Source organism: Pseudoalteromonas sp. SWXJ133, from assembly GCF_015864365.1.
Classification (GTDB): Bacteria; Pseudomonadota; Gammaproteobacteria; order Enterobacterales; family Alteromonadaceae; genus Pseudoalteromonas; species Pseudoalteromonas arctica.
In genome coordinates this window covers 1-15383 of sequence record NZ_JADYXJ010000033.1, presented here as the reverse complement: position 1 = coordinate 15383, position 15383 = coordinate 1, and the positions used below count along the sequence as shown (strand labels likewise).

15 protein-coding genes are annotated in these 15383 nt (G+C 39.8%); 6 read left to right on the top strand and 9 right to left on the bottom strand.

The features are described from left to right. Positions 1–5: 5 nt before the first annotated feature. On the top strand, positions 6–746 hold the full coding sequence (locus I6F40_RS18405) for a phosphoadenylyl-sulfate reductase (RefSeq protein WP_007582191.1): 741 nt from the start codon (positions 6–8) through the stop codon (positions 744–746). A gap of 144 nt (positions 747–890) precedes the next feature. Beyond that, positions 891–1439, top strand: a complete 549-nt coding sequence (locus I6F40_RS18400; protein WP_166379177.1) for a DUF4124 domain-containing protein — start codon at positions 891–893, stop codon at positions 1437–1439. Here I6F40_RS18400 and I6F40_RS18395 read toward each other — a convergent pair whose 3' ends face one another. The 4 genes from I6F40_RS18395 to I6F40_RS18380 form a co-directional block, all read right to left on the bottom strand. Continuing rightward, positions 1440–1694: a hypothetical protein gene (locus I6F40_RS18395; RefSeq protein ID WP_166379179.1), complete on the bottom strand. Its 255-nt coding sequence runs from the start codon at positions 1692–1694 to the stop codon at positions 1440–1442. A 136-nt stretch (positions 1695–1830) separates the two neighbouring features. After that, positions 1831–4575: an aconitate hydratase AcnA gene (gene acnA / locus I6F40_RS18390; RefSeq protein ID WP_166379181.1), complete on the bottom strand. Its 2745-nt coding sequence runs from the start codon at positions 4573–4575 to the stop codon at positions 1831–1833. 202 nt (positions 4576–4777) lie between these two features. Then, positions 4778–5206, bottom strand: a complete 429-nt coding sequence (locus I6F40_RS18385; RefSeq protein WP_166379183.1) for a hypothetical protein — start codon at positions 5204–5206, stop codon at positions 4778–4780. A gap of 101 nt (positions 5207–5307) precedes the next feature. Next, positions 5308–5691, bottom strand: coding sequence for an RNA-binding S4 domain-containing protein (locus tag I6F40_RS18380; protein ID WP_010554787.1), 384 nt, complete (start codon positions 5689–5691; stop codon positions 5308–5310). A 245-nt stretch (positions 5692–5936) separates the two neighbouring features. On the opposite strand from I6F40_RS18380, the gene I6F40_RS18375 reads away from it, so the two are divergent. Both I6F40_RS18375 and I6F40_RS18370 read left to right on the top strand, forming a co-directional pair. Beyond that, a complete protein-coding gene (locus tag I6F40_RS18375) occupies positions 5937–6224 on the top strand; it encodes a hypothetical protein (protein ID WP_007582180.1) in 288 nt (95 codons plus the stop codon). 56 nt (positions 6225–6280) lie between these two features. Beyond that, a complete protein-coding gene (locus I6F40_RS18370; protein ID WP_166379185.1) occupies positions 6281–6946 on the top strand; it encodes a hypothetical protein in 666 nt (221 codons plus the stop codon). 1 nt (position 6947) lies between these two features. Here the strand turns inward: I6F40_RS18370 and I6F40_RS18365 are convergent, their stop codons facing one another. The 5 genes from I6F40_RS18365 to glnA all read right to left on the bottom strand — a co-directional run bounded on the left by I6F40_RS18365 (position 6948) and on the right by glnA (position 12030). After that, complete coding sequence (locus tag I6F40_RS18365) at positions 6948–7406, bottom strand: cyclic nucleotide-binding domain-containing protein (RefSeq protein WP_010554789.1); 459 nt, start codon at positions 7404–7406, stop codon at positions 6948–6950. 29 nt (positions 7407–7435) lie between these two features. After that, positions 7436–8821 (bottom strand): nitrogen regulation protein NR(I), encoded by a 1386-nt coding sequence (ntrC, locus tag I6F40_RS18360; RefSeq protein WP_007582175.1) that lies wholly within the window; start codon positions 8819–8821, stop codon positions 7436–7438. 14 nt (positions 8822–8835) lie between these two features. Further along, positions 8836–9906 (bottom strand): nitrogen regulation protein NR(II), encoded by a 1071-nt coding sequence (gene glnL / locus I6F40_RS18355; RefSeq protein WP_010554790.1) that lies wholly within the window; start codon positions 9904–9906, stop codon positions 8836–8838. A gap of 82 nt (positions 9907–9988) precedes the next feature. Continuing rightward, a complete protein-coding gene (locus I6F40_RS18350) occupies positions 9989–10510 on the bottom strand; it encodes a DUF4124 domain-containing protein (protein WP_166379187.1) in 522 nt (173 codons plus the stop codon). A 113-nt stretch (positions 10511–10623) separates the two neighbouring features. After that, the gene (gene glnA / locus I6F40_RS18345; protein WP_010554792.1) at positions 10624–12030 is read right to left on the bottom strand and encodes a glutamate--ammonia ligase; all 1407 of its coding nucleotides are present in this window, start codon (positions 12028–12030) and stop codon (positions 10624–10626) included. A 507-nt stretch (positions 12031–12537) separates the two neighbouring features. On the opposite strand from glnA, the gene typA reads away from it, so the two are divergent. Together typA and I6F40_RS18335 are read left to right on the top strand one after the other, a co-directional pair. Next, on the top strand, positions 12538–14361 hold the full coding sequence (gene typA, locus I6F40_RS18340) for a translational GTPase TypA (RefSeq protein WP_010554793.1): 1824 nt from the start codon (positions 12538–12540) through the stop codon (positions 14359–14361). 181 nt (positions 14362–14542) lie between these two features. Continuing rightward, positions 14543–15208: a hypothetical protein gene (locus tag I6F40_RS18335; RefSeq protein WP_166379189.1), complete on the top strand. Its 666-nt coding sequence runs from the start codon at positions 14543–14545 to the stop codon at positions 15206–15208. Positions 15209–15383 lie beyond the last annotated feature (175 nt).

Below are 15383 nucleotides of genomic sequence, written 5' to 3'. Positions count from 1 at the left end.
TTACCATGAGTGAATTTAAAAACATTTTACAGCTAGATAAACAAAGCCAAACGGCTATGTTAGCTGATGCTAATGGTTTACTAGCGAATATGAGCGCAGAACAGCGTGTTGCATGGGCGCTTGATAACTTGCCTAATACGGCTTTTTTATCATCTAGCTTTGGTATTCAAGCGGCAGTAATGCTGCATTTAATGACCTCACAACGTCCAGATATTCCCGTTGTATTAACCGATACAGGCTATTTGTTTCCTGAAACGTATCAGTTTATTGAGCAAATGAGTGAGCGTTTATCACTTAACTTAAAGGTGTATAGAGCGCCGCTTAGCCCAGCATGGCAAGAGGCTAAATTTGGTAAACTATGGGAGAAAGGCGAAGACGGCATTAAGCAATATAATCAGCTTAATAAAGTAGAGCCGATGACCCGCGCGTTAAAAGAAATAGAAGCGGGCACGTGGTTTAGTGGTCTGCGTCGCGATCAATCATCTACACGTGCTGATAAACAGTTTGTAGAAATTAGCCGTGGTACCGTTAAAGTGTACCCGATTATTGAATGGTCTAACCGCGACGTGTATCAGTATCTTACCAAGCACGATTTACCTTACCACCCATTATGGGAGCAAGGTTATGTGTCTATGGGAGACGTACATACAACACGTAAGTTAGAACCAGGAATGACAGAGGAAGAAACTCGCTTTTTTGGTTTAAACCGAGAATGCGGACTACACATGGATGGTGACGGTATTTAACGCGACTACGGTGTAGTTAAATGCAAATAAAAACGCAGCTTCGGCTGCGTTTTTATTTTCTTTTATTAGGGTACAAAAAATTGCCAAATTAAGTATTTTTTATTAGACTCAAGGCAATAAAGGATTAATTAAAGCAGGAACGCTATGAAATACTTTACCTACTTAGCTATATCAATCATGGCTATTGCAGTTATCTCTTTGTTTTATTTAAAAAAGCCCGATGGTCAAACATGGCTTTCTGCATCATCAATTAGCAATGAATCTCAGCAAATTAAAGAAAAAATGGTTGCGCTATCTAGCAATACTTTGGACCAAGCAGTGCAGGGCGTTAAGCAAGCTGGCGATAAAATTGCGAGCAGTATTTCTGATGAACCAATGCCTGAAAGTACTACCTCAAGCAGCAAAATTTTTAAGTGGCAAGACGAAACAGGCCAATGGCACTTTTCTGATACACCTAACCCGCATGCAAAAAGTATTGAAGTAAAACTCGATCCTAAAGATATTACTGTTATTGCAGCAGAAGACACGTCTATTTTAAATACCTCTCCAAGTACAAATACAATGTCGGCTGCACCAGAGGGGATCAGTATTTTGAACCCAGACTCTGTTAAAAAGCTATTTAATGATGCCGAAAATGTAAAAGACAAACTAGAAAAACGTAATAAAGAAATTAATAATTTAAGTGCACTCTAATTATTTAGAGTGCGTGCTTTTATGGTTTTTTAAATAACGTTTTTCGGCTTCCATCAATAATACGGTTAAATATATTTTAGTGGGAAGCGACAGCAGTACACCTACAGCAATGCATGCCGCGGCTATAATTATTCCTTTAATACCATGATTAACAGTGAAGTAACTCGACACAATTAAAGTGTGGCCAGTCACAATAAGGTACAACCCAAGCACTATTGATGTTTTAAGCAGCCTAATTATCATCGTTTGCGACATAGTTACCTCACTAATAGTCGCTATAGTGTAGGCACGCTTTAAATGCTTAGCATTGATTTAAGACAACAAACAGCACACATAAAAAGCCCAGCTTATTACTAAACTGGGCTTTTAAATGTATTAACTACTGTCTTTGTTAGTCGAGCATATTACGCAGTACATATTGTAAAATACCGCCGTGTTTGTAGTAATCCCACTCTTTAGGGGTATCAATACGTACATCAGCACTCAAGGTTACTTTTTTACCTTCGGCATTTGTAGCAATAACGGTTACTTCATCGGTTTTATCGTACAGGCCATCAATATCAAATTGTTCTTGCCCTGTTAACCCATGTGACTCGTAGCTTTCACCTTCTTTAAATTGCAGCGGTAATACACCCATACCAATTAAGTTAGAGCGATGAATTCGCTCATAGCTTTGTGCTACAACCGCTTTAACGCCTAGTAAAAGTGAGCCTTTGGCCGCCCAGTCACGAGATGAACCCGTACCGTATTCCTTACCCGCTAAAATAATGAGTGGCGTATTATTTTTTTGATACTCCATTGCTGCATCATAAATACTCTCTAGCGTATCGCCAGGCTGAGTACGTGTTACGCCGCCTTCAGTACCTGGTGCTAGTAAGTTTTTAAGACGAACATTAGCAAACGTGCCACGCATCATTACTTCGTGATTACCACGGCGTGAACCGTACGAGTTAAACTGCGCTTTATCTACGCCATTTTCTTGCAAGTATAAACCTGCTGGTGCATCTGCTTTAATAGCGCCCGCAGGAGAAATATGGTCAGTGGTTACTGAATCCCCAAGCTTAGCTAAACAACGTGCACCTTCGATAGTAGGAATGCCCGGTGGTTCTACTTTCATACCATCAAAAAATGGTGCTTTTTTAATGTAGGTAGATGCGTCATCCCAATCGTAAAGTTTGCCATCTGGTATTTTAATTTGCTGCCAACGGCTATCGCCTTCGTAAACGTTAGCGTAGCTTTTTTCGAACATTTCTTTAGTTACTGTTTCTTTAACTAGGTCACTTACTTCTTTAACGCTTGGCCAAATGTTTTTAAGGTAAATATCGTTACCGTTAGCATCTTGAGCAAGGGGTTCGTTGTATACGTCAATATCGGTTCTACCTGCAATGGCATAAGCTACAACAAGCGGAGGGGAGGCTAAAAAGTTCATTTTAACATCTTGGTGAATACGCCCCTCAAAGTTACGGTTACCCGATAAAATAGAGCTCACTACTAATTTATGTTTTTGAATTGCGTCTGATATTTCAGTTGCAAGCGGCCCTGAGTTGCCAATACAGGTAGTACAGCCATAGCCTACTAAGTTAAAGCCTAAACTTTCTAGGTCATCCATCAGGCCTGCTTTTTCTAGGTAGTCGGTAACTACTTTAGAGCCTGGTGCAAGTGATGTTTTAACCCAAGGTTTTACATTAATACCTAACTGTTTTGCTTTTTTGGCAACCAAACCAGCAGCTAAAATAACACTTGGGTTAGAGGTGTTGGTACAGCTAGTAATTGCAGCAATAACACAAGCACCATCGTTTAGTTCAAACTCTTGCCCTTTAAATTTAACCTTGGCGGCGCCCATAAACTGCGCTTCGTTGACTGGTTCATCTGGATTTGTTGTTGGCCCTTCGCCTTCAATACGAGCTTGTTCTTCGTCGCTATTATCACGACGAGCCATACGTTCATCTTGAAAGTTTTTTAAATGCTGGCTAATCACTTCACCAGCCTTGTCTAGGGAAATTCTATCTTGTGGTCGTTTAGGGCCTGCAAGGCTTGGTACAACATCACCTAGTTTAAGCTCGAGTGTATCGGTATAGCTAGCTTCGTCACCATCGTTACGCCATAAACCTTGGTGTTTTGCGTAATCCTCAATTACCTTTAGGTGACTTTCGTCGCGGTTTGTTAAGCGAAGGTAGTTAATGGTTTCATCATCAATTGGGAAAATACCACACGTAGCGCCGTATTCTGGTGCCATATTCGCTATGGTTGCTCTATCGGCAAGTGGTAAGTCGGCAAGGCCATCACCATAAAACTCTACAAATTTACCCACTACACCATGGTTACGCAGTATTTCGGTTACCGTTAACACTAAATCTGTAGCGGTAGTACCTTCAGGTAAGCGGCCGCTTAGCTTCATACCGACTACTTGTGGAATGAGTAAGCTAATTGGCTGACCAAGCATGGCTGCTTCGGCTTCAATACCGCCTACACCCCAACCAAGTACACCTAAGCCATTAATCATGGTGGTGTGAGAGTCAGTCCCTACAAGCGTATCTGGGTAAGCGAATTTTTTGCCGTCGCGCTCTTCATTAAAAACAACGCGCGCTAAGTATTCTAGGTTTACTTGGTGGACAATACCGGTTGCTGGTGGCACTACTTTTAAATTATCAAAAGCGGTTTGTCCCCAACGTAAAAATTCGTAACGTTCTTTATTTCGGTCGTATTCAAGTTTTGCATTTAAATCAAATGCACCATCATTTCCGTAGCCATCTACTTGTACCGAATGGTCAATAACAAGTTCAGCAGGTGATAACGGGTTTATTTTTGCAGGATCTCCACCTAGTTTTTCCATTGCGTCACGCATCGCGGCTAAATCTACAATAGCGGGTACACCGGTAAAATCTTGCATAACAACACGGGCGGGAGTAAAGGCAACTTCAGATGCAGGCTTTGCTTGAGGATCCCAATTAAGAAGGGCTTGAATGTCTTGTTCTTTTATATTTGCGCCATCTTCGTTACGAAGAAGGTTTTCAAGTAATACTTTTAAGGAAAAGGGCAGTCGTTTCGCTTTGTCGCCAAGTCCTTTTAGAGAATGAATATGATATTGCTCACCATTTATTGTGAGCTGATGTTGGGTATCGAAACTATTATTCATTATTTGCCCCTTTATGAATTAGAAAAATATTTTGAAGAGTGACCTCTGTAGTGTTCGAGTTGCAAAGTACATACCAGTGTAAAAAATCGTGTTTAGAGAACGAATTTTATACAGTTAATATAGTAGAGATGATGCTGAAAAGTTTAATTTCAAGAGATGATTTGAAAGAGGTAGGGTCAAAAGTTATTTCGACCCTTATTAATTACTGTAACCAACTTTGTTGCTTACCTTTAATACTCAAACAAAGTAAAGCGATGGCAATAACGATTACAAAAATAGGCATAAATACAGCACTTGCGCCAAGTAGCTCAATACTGTTTATGACCACAAAATTATAATATTGCTGAATTAAAATAGCGCCGAGCGATAGCGCAAAAGTAGGTGTTGCCAGCGCGTTTTTAGCAAGTAAAAACAGACAACCAAAAGTGCTTCCAAATACAGCTATAGCAAATGCAATGGTTGACCAAATAGGAACGTTAGAGTAGGCAGCTTGTTGATCTAGTGGAAGTTTACTTATCATTTCGGGTGTCATCATCATGTGCATAGCAAATGCAATAACGCCAAGTAAGTTCCATACGAGTGCCGCCCATACAACGGACTTAAACCAATTTTTAGGTGTTTTGACAGACATTTTATAACCTTGTTTTTATTATTATTAACTAGGTTATTAAAGAGTAAAAAGGCCAACTATACAAGTTGACCTTTTTATATAAAAAGAGGGCTTTTAAATGCTTAACCAAATGAAATAGGACGACGACCTGTTTTATCATCTACTTTTGGTTTTTTAGTTCGCTTACGCTTACTTTTAGCTGGCTGATTTGTTGGTTGTGGTGCAGCTTGCTTTGACTCTGCTTGAGTTTGTACCGCAGGTTTTTCTGCAGGGGTTGCGTCTTCACTTAGCGCAAGTTTAAAAAATTCGCCATCAAATTCTAATACATCGCCACTGTATAATTTTTTCCGCTTTATTGTACAAATTTCATGGTTAACACCCACATAGCCTTCGGTAATTAGGTTTTTAGCTTGGCCGCCACCTTCAACTAAGTTTAGTACTTTTAATAATTTACAGAGCTCAATCGGCTCTTCTTCTAATTCTATTTCTATGTATTCTTCGTTCATATTTGCTCTCGGTGGGGTAACGCACAAGCTGTAGTATAAAGGCTTGCAGCTACTTTTGCACCAAAGCAAGTGACTTTCGCTAATTGTAATACGTAAATAGCTATGAAATTTTTTATGTATTTTATCTGTCTTTAAAAAAACTGAAGCAATTGAAGAGTAACCTTTGCAGCAGTTAATTTTACGTATGGCCTGCTAATTGCTAAAACTTTGGCGGATTAAATAGTTTTCATTAAATGGAGTAGGAAATGGGCGTAAGATTGGCAATGAAAAAAGAGCTAATGGGATTAGACAATTCAGGTATGTTAACTGCTGACGATGTTAGAGAGCACCTTGCTAATTCTGTAAAAAAGCAAGCTGATCAAGATGAGCGCGGTTTTTCTGTAATTTCAAAATTCAATGATACCCATAGCCGTTTAGTTAGTGGTGATGCCACGAGAAAAACAAAACTTGAATTTGAACGTCATCGTTTATTTAAAGAAGTTTTATATACTCGCAAAAGTGTTGATGCTTGGTTAGATAGCCAAACAAATTAAATTGCGATAAATAGTTACCTTTAATAGACTACAATTGTAATCAAAAAGGGGTAACTATGAAAAGTGGAATTTTAATATGTGTGTTGGCATTACTATTAGCTGCGTGCCAACAACCTACCGTGTATGTATTTAGTGAAAACTTGCAAGATGAACAGAGCAATCAGCTCGATGCTGCGCTAAAAGCACAATCGCTCCCTTATGAATATGTAGAGCTGGCAATCCCACCTGATTTTGGTGAAGCTACATTACTCTTATCAAGTGACAAAATTTACCCAAAAGAGACTGAGCAGTTAGCTACTATTATGCAGGGGCTAGGTTACGAGCCACAAGTTAACTATGCAACGCGTTCAAATCATTTTTATGGTGATGGCAATATAGGCTTTTATCTAAAAAATGCAGTGGCGGGTACAACCTTTATTATGCCTAAAAAGTTACGAACAACTCAATGCAGTGAAGACAAGTACAATGATTTACTCGTCACATTTACAGATAAATATGCTGACTTTAGCTTACCCAGTGGCGCTGTTGTAAGGTTAGGTTGGGAGTTTTTATACGGTTACGTTGTCATTTATTATAAAACCTATTCGCAAACATACAGTTACTCACAACCACTTATAAATACGCCCTTTGGCGCCAAACCATCCGATACTTACAGGTTTACAGCTCACGTTAATAACCCCAGCTGGCTTGATTGCTCACTACAAATTATTTATATGGACTGAACTAACCGTGAGTTTCTATATGCTCGCTTAGTTTGGCAATGCGCAGACTCATACCTTCTATAATTCGGTCTTTAATTTTTTCGCGGATAACATTAGGTAAACGAGTGAGTGCTTCAGGGGTAATAGCGAGGACTATACTGTCGGTTTTAGCGCGAGCGCTAGTACTACGCTCTCGGTTATTTATAAAGGCACCTTCACCTATAAATTCACCGGGCTCTATAGTGCCAAGTTCTAGCAAATGATTATGTTTAAATACTAATAACGCGCCGCTAAGTACAATGTACAAACGTTTGTCGTTATCGTATTGCTTAAATAAAAATTGATGCTGACTTACTAAATATAACAGGCCGAACGACTCTAATAAGACTTGGCGCTCGCTGAGCGTAAATTCTTTAAAAAAGTGCAGCCTGTTTATAATTTCCATTTGTTTGAATAATGGAATATGTTCGATTAGCTTCATCAATAACCAAATGTGTTAAAAGCGTTTAATCAGCTAATATTGCGCTCTTTTAATTTTCGGGTCAACGTGTTGCGTCCCCAACCAATTTTTATAGCAGCATCTTGCTTATGACCAGAACAATTAGCCAGTGCGGTTTTAATTAAGCGAGTTTCTAGCTGGGCTTGAATGTCAGGCCAAATATTTTCTTTGCCTTGTTTAAGCTCTTGATTAAGCCATTGCTGAAACGCATCTAGCCAATCACCTTCTTCCTGGGTTGGCGAAGCATCCAGAATCTCTGGCGGTAAGTCTTGCTCGCTTACAAGCTCACCCGGTGCCATTACAGTAAGCCAGCGACAGGTGTTTTCTAATTGGCGTACATTGCCTGGCCAATTAAATAAGCGTAATTGCTCAGTTGCCTTAGGGCTCAGCACTTTACTTTCTACTTGTAGCTCTTTAGCGCTTTTATGTAAAAAGTGTTGCGATAAGCTTTCTATATCTTCAGTGCGCTCTCGAAGAGCAGGTAAACGTAGGCGCACAACATTAAGACGATGGAATAAATCATCCCTAAACTTGCCCTGTTTAACTAAATCTTCAAGGTTTTGGTGCGTAGCCGCAATAATACGCACATCTACTTTTATACTTTGATGGCCACCAACGCGATAAAACTCACCATCGGCAAGAACGCGTAATAAACGTGTTTGTACATCAAGTGGCATATCACCAATTTCATCTAAAAATAGTGTGCCGCCATTGGCTTGCTCAAAGCGGCCTTTACGCACGCTGTCGGCGCCCGTAAATGCGCCTTTTTCGTGGCCAAATAACTCTGACTCAACAAGCTCTTTTGGAATGGCTGCCATGTTAAGTGCAATAAATTGATTTTCTTTACGTGGGCTATGATTGTGCAGCGCACTGGCGACAAGTTCTTTACCTGTTCCAGATTCGCCATTTATTAATACGCTCATGCTAGAGGCCGATAGTTTACCTATCGCTCTAAACACTTCTTGCATTGCGGGCGCTTCACCAATTATGTGGGCACTTTTTGGTGGAGCTTGCTTGCGTTTAGTTTTTTTAGTGGAGTTTGCTCTGCATGCGCTTTCGACTAGCGCCACTGCTTCGTTTAAATCAAACGGCTTAGCGAGGTATTCAAAAGCACCTTTTTGGAATGCATTTACAGCTGAGTCTAAATCTGAGTGCGCAGTCATTATAATAACCGGCAGCCCAGGGTTTTGCTCTGCAATAAGTTCAAGCAACGCCATACCATCCATACCAGGCATTCGTACGTCAGAAACTAAAACAGTAGGTTGGCTAAACTTTAGGGCGCTTAGTACATCTTGCGCATTAGCAAAGCTCTCTGTGTTAAACCCTGCACGGGTTAGTGCTTTTTCAAGTACAAATCGAATAGAAGCATCATCATCTACAAGCCAAACTGTTTTCATGCAAACTCCAAACATTAATCTGCAAAGGGCAGATAGATATTAAATTCAGTATGTCCAGGCCAGCTATCACATTCTATATAGCCATCATGTTGATCTATCAGTGTTTGCGCTATTGAGAGTCCTAACCCAGAGCCACCTTCTTTATTGGTGATCATAGGGTAGAACAGTGTTTCGCGTACACTGGGATCAATACCTGGTCCGTTATCAGATATTTGGATCAACAAGGCTTTTTTAGGTGCTTTACCTGGGCGACGATGTTGATGATTAATGCGGGTTTTTATTGTTATTTCACCGCCATCTACAAGCGCCTGTTGGGCATTTCGAACAATGTTTAATACCACTTGCTGAATTTTGCCTTGATCAATGTATACATCAGGAATACTCGGGTCGTAATCTTTAACTAAGCTAATGTTAGAACAATTATCTAACGTACTTAGCCTTGCAACTGATTCAAGTGATTGATGTATATTGCCATACGATTTTTGCGGAAGTTGATTGGGCCCCAAAAGCCTATCTACTAGTTCGCGTAATCGGTCGGCTTGCTCAATGATGAGCTCAGCACATTGATCTCTTTCTTGTTGATCAACCTCATACTGCAATAACTGCGCCGCTCCGCGAATTCCACCTAAAGGATTTTTAATTTCGTGAGCTAACCCTCTAATTAGGTTTCGGGCAGCTTGATATTGATGCATTTGATTAGACGCTTGGTCGTGCTTAATTTCGTCATCGGTTTGGCGCCACTCAAATAAAATGTAAAGCGAGCCATTAAACTTAATTTGTCGTGTACTTACGGCTACTTTTGCATGGCGAGAATCGCTAAAAACCACGTCAGCTCTATGCTGCTGGCAATCTACGCCTTCAACTAGTGAGTATTGTTCTATACGCTGTAAATCGATTGAATGGTAGTTAAAAAGGCTATCAAACGGTTGATCTAATAGGCGCTTATTACCAAGGCCAAGCAGCTCGCTGGTACTGGTATTGGCATATACAACGGTGAAGTTTTTATCAAGTAACATGATAGCGGTTGTTTGATTTTGCCAAATGGCATCGAGTAGCTCAGGGCTAAAGTTTTTATTATTAATCATAGCTGCACCATTTTAGTGCGTGGATGTTTGCAAGCAAGTTATATGGTTAAATACACTGCTGCACGTTTAGTAATGCCCCAATTTAGTTACCTAGGTTTAGCCCTTTTCGGTGCATAAAAAATATGCAGGGTTCGCTTGTAGCAATAACTTGGTTTTTACTATTAAAAAGCTTTAATTGTAGTGTGTGCTGACCACGTTCTACATCTCTAATTGCAAAGGTTGAGCTGTCACTGGCTGGGCCGTGTGCTTTACCATCAATAAAAAGTTGTATAGTAAAACCAGTTTCAAAGCGTGGTTTTATTCGGCTAGTTACATAAACAGTGCCGGTATTTTCACGAATAGTCTGGTTATGATCAGGTGAGGAAATAGCAATACTAAAGGCCGCTTGTTGAGGCTGAGGTTGCCCGTCAAAAATGTCAGTATTTGTTGCAGGCATATTAAGATCTTGGCTGGTGAGCTTTACCTCTTGGGCCCCTTTATGAGGGGTGTCTGAGAACACTAATACGCCATTTTTATCTTTCCAAGCGTATATTTTTGTTTCACCGGCATAACCATAATTACTTAATCCTAAAGTAATTAATAGTAATAAAATCTTGTTATTCACTCTGCAGCCCTGCATTTTTATCGGTAACTTAACTTTAGTGGAGATTGACTAATTTTACCATTAAAAAAGCCCGCAAAGCGGGCTTGAGAACACACATATTTTTTACAGCTTAATTAACAGCTGTAGTACATTTCAAACTCAACTGGGTGAGTTGTCATGTTAAGCTTTTCAACTTCTTTAGACTTAAGTTCGATGTAAGCATCGATTAAGTCATCAGTGAATACGCCACCTTGAGTTAAGAATTCACGGTCTGCGCTAAGTGCAGATAGTGCTTCGTCAAGTGATGCTGCAACAGTTGGAATTTCTGCTGCTTCTTCAGCTGGTAAGTCGTATAAATCTTTATCCATAGCATCGCCAGGGTGGATCTTGTTTTTGATACCATCAAGGCCAGCCATAAGCATTGCTGAGAAAGCAAGGTATGGGTTAGCAGTTGGATCCGGGAAGCGTACTTCAATACGACGACCTTTTTCAGATGGAACCACTGGGATACGGATTGATGCAGAACGGTTACGTGCAGAGTATGCAAGCATAACTGGTGCTTCAAAACCTGGTACTAAACGTTTGTACGAGTTAGTAGACGCATTTGCAAAAGCGTTAATTGCTTTAGCATGCTTGATGATGCCGCCAATGTAGTAAAGTGCATCTTCAGAAAGACCGCCGTACTTATCACCAGCAAAAAGGTTTACACCGTCTTTAGCTAAAGACTGGTGACAATGCATACCAGAACCGTTATCACCAACAACTGGCTTAGGCATAAACGTTGCTGTTTTACCGTATAAGTGAGCCATGTTATGGATAACATATTTCATTTCTTGGATTTCATCCGCTTTTAATACCATTGTATTAAAGCGAGTAGCGATTTCGTTTTGACCTGCTGTTGCTACTTCGTGGTGATGTGCTTCTACTACTTGGCCCATTTCTTCTAGAACTAGACACGTAGCTGAACGCCAATCTTGGAAGTCATCAACTGGAGCAACTGGGAAGTAACCGCCTTTAACACCTGGACGGTGACCAGTGTTGCCATCTGCATATTCTTTATCTGAGTTCCAAGCAGCTTGCTTAGAATCGATTTTGTACATAGAACCAGACATATCTGATTTGTATTTAACATCGTCAAATACGAAAAATTCTGGCTCAGGGCCAAATAAAACAGTGTCTGCAATGCCTGTAGAACGCATGTAATCTTCAGCACGCTTAGCAACAGAACGCGGGTCGCGCTCATAGCCTTGTAGTGTAGAAGGCTCTACTACGTCACAACGTAAAATTAATGTCGCTTCTTCAGTGAAAGGGTCTAGTTTGATTGACTCAGGAACTGGCATTAATACCATGTCTGATTCGTTTATGCCTTTCCAGCCTGCAATTGAAGAACCGTCGAACATTTTACCGTCTTCGAAAAAATCTTCATCAACTTGGTGATGAGGAATCGATACATGTTGCTCTTTACCCTTAGTGTCAGTAAAGCGTAAATCAATGAACTTGACGTCATTTTCTTTAATAAAATCTAAAACCGATTGTGACATGTGTCCTCCAACTATTGGGTTTTGTTATTGCTGCATAATTGCTTTGGTATTTACTAAGCTGATTTTGTGCCATTATTGTAACTGGCTGTTTATAAATTAAAAAAATATCATTGCATCAAAATGGAATATATAAACGCACCATGTTGGTGCGTAAATATTCCATTTTAGTGCAAAATTTACAGAGCGTAATTTGTTGTTAATTTAATCAGCTGAAATTAGCATAACCTAAATGTAAAAGAGTAACAAAAAGATCGGAAAAATAGCCAAAAAGACTGTTTTTCAAAAAAATATTGAAATTTAATTCATATAATTGTCATATATAAAACAGATACTTAGTAAAAGTATTGAGAAAGTTTTAAAATATGTATTGGATAAACTTTCATCCATGTCATTAATGAGGGATAATATGCGCCCTTTTAAATCCTATGCTGGGACATCTCGCGAAAGCGTGGATGAGTGCGTAGATCTTGCAGGATCATTGAGAATTTAATTTCTCTGAGTAAATATATGAGCATCGAAAAGTTAAGAAATATAGCGATTATCGCGCACGTTGACCACGGTAAAACAACTCTGGTTGACAAACTACTTGAGCAATCAGGTACATTAGAAACACGCGGCGGTAACGAAGAGCGCGTGATGGACTCAAACGACATTGAGAAAGAACGTGGTATTACCATTTTGGCTAAAAACACAGCCATCTCTTGGAACGACTACCATATCAATATCGTAGATACTCCGGGACACGCCGATTTCGGTGGTGAAGTTGAACGCGTACTTTCGATGGCTGACTCAGTATTATTACTTGTTGATGCTCAAGAAGGTCCAATGCCACAAACGCGTTTCGTTACGCAAAAGGCATTCGCGCAAGGCTTAAAGCCAATCGTAGTTATCAATAAAATTGATAAGCCAGGTTCACGTCCTGATTGGGTTATGGATCAAATCTTTGATTTATTCGACAACCTTGGCGCAACTGACGAACAGTTAGATTTTAAAGTAATCTACGCTTCAGCTATCAACGGCTGGGCAACACTAGATTTAGACGAGCCATCAGACAACATGGAACCTATGTTCAAGATGATCGTTGACGAAGTATCACCACCGGATGCAGATCCTGAAGGTGACTTCCAAATGCAAATTTCTCAACTAGATTACAACTCTTATGTTGGTGTAGTTGGTATTGGTCGTATTAAACGTGGTTCTGTTGCTCCTAACCAACAAGTTACTATTATCAGTGCTGATGGCACTACACGTAATGGTAAAATTGGCGCAGTACAAAGCTACCTAGGTCTTGAACGTATCGAAACTGACAGAGCTTACGCTGGTAACATCGTAACTGTAACAGGTATTGGTGAGCTTAAGATTTCTGATACAGTTTGTTTCCCAGGAAACGTTGAAGCATTACCACCACTAAGTGTTGATGAGCCAACTGTAACAATGACATTCTCTGTAAATAACTCACCTTTCTGTGGTAAAGAAGGTAAGTTTGTAACGTCACGTAATATCCGTGAACGTTTAGACAAAGAATTAGTACACAACGTAGCACTTCGCGTTGAAGATACTGGTAGCCCAGATAGCTTCCGTGTTTCTGGTCGTGGTGAATTACACCTAGGTATCTTAATCGAGAACATGCGTCGTGAAGGTTACGAGCTTTCAGTTTCTCGTCCAGAAGTTATCTTACGTACTGTAGATGGCGTTCTAGAAGAACCGTTTGAAACAGTGACTATTGACTGTCAAGACGAGCACCAAGGTTCTGTTATGGAGCAAGTTGGCCTACGTAAAGGTGAACTTACTAACATGACTCCAGATGGCAAAGGCCGTATGCGTTTAGACTTCATGATCCCTAGCCGTGGTTTAATTGGTTTCCAAACTGATTTCATGACGCTTACTTCGGGTTCTGGTCTTATGTACCATACGTTCGATCATTACGGTCCTCACAAAGGTGGCGACATCGGTGTTCGTAAGAACGGCGTAATGATTGCAAACGCAACTGGTAAAGCACTTACTAACGCATTATTCAACTTACAAGAACGCGGCCGTCTATTCATCGGTCACGGTGTTGAAGTATACGAAGGTATGGTTATCGGTATTCATAACCGTGATAACGACCTTACAGTTAACGCCCTTAAAGGCAAGCAGTTAACTAACGTACGTGCATCTGGTACTGATGAAGCGCAAACGCTTTCTCCACACCTTAACTACTCACTTGAGCAAGCGCTTGAGTTCATCGATGATGACGAGCTAGTTGAAGTAACTCCACTAAACATTCGTATTCGTAAGCGTTACCTTACTGAAAACGAACGTAAACGTGCAGGTCGTGGACCTAAGTCATAATCTATTAATTTAGAATAATGATTTTAAAAGCCGCTGTATTGTAAAATACAGCGGCTTTTTTGTGTTTGTGACAAAGAGAAGCTTTAAAGTCAAGGCAACTATTTGCGGCAAGGCTAGAGTCGCTTTTAGAAACAAAGTATTATTTCTAAGAATACACTGCTAAATTGCTATGGGAGTTATTATGGAATTTGATGAAATAATTTTAGGTGATAGAACTATTGCAGGTTTTAAATCTGATTTTGAGATTGACGTAATTCAGATTTTGAAACATTTAAATACTTGTGAGACCGCTTTCAAAAATTTCATACTTACAAATGAGAACCCTAAATTTAAGTGGGTTCAAGAATATGTATTCTTGTCTTTAGAGACTTCGGTTACTTCATTGAGATTATTAGCCGAAGGTCATATTAATGCCGCTGGTAATACTATGAGAATATCTTATGAATCTCTCTGTATGTCTATCTTGCTTTCATCCCCAGTAAGGTTAAAAGTTGGTCGTGGTAAACAACAAAAAGAAATAGATTTTTATTCTGGCTATTTAAATAAAGATGCCTTCACTAAAGCGCACTTATCAATTGATTTAGTAGTAAGAAATGCAAGCGTGTTAGGCGTTACATCGGGGAAAGGTTGGCTCAAACAAGCTAAAGATTTTTATAATGGTTATAGCCATGCTTCTGAAATGGTATTTTCTTCTTTAATACTTAAGTCCGGTAAATCGATTATAGGTGGTGGCTATAATGAAGAGAAACGAGAAATAATTTCAGCTCATTTAAAGCAAATTCATAAATTAGCCAAACAACTTCCAGAACTTATTAAGGAAATTTCTTTGCGTAACCAATTAAAATAATAAATAAAGTTATTCTTTGATAAGATGTTTTTTCGTTGGGTTTTGCTTCGCTCAACCCAACCTTGTATCTCTTCTTGATGAGTGTTTAGCTAGCACTTGTCACATCGGGAAGACAGTGAGCTCGTACCCAACCAGAGTGTGAAAATGCTGTGACGTAGATTGAGCCCTGACTTCC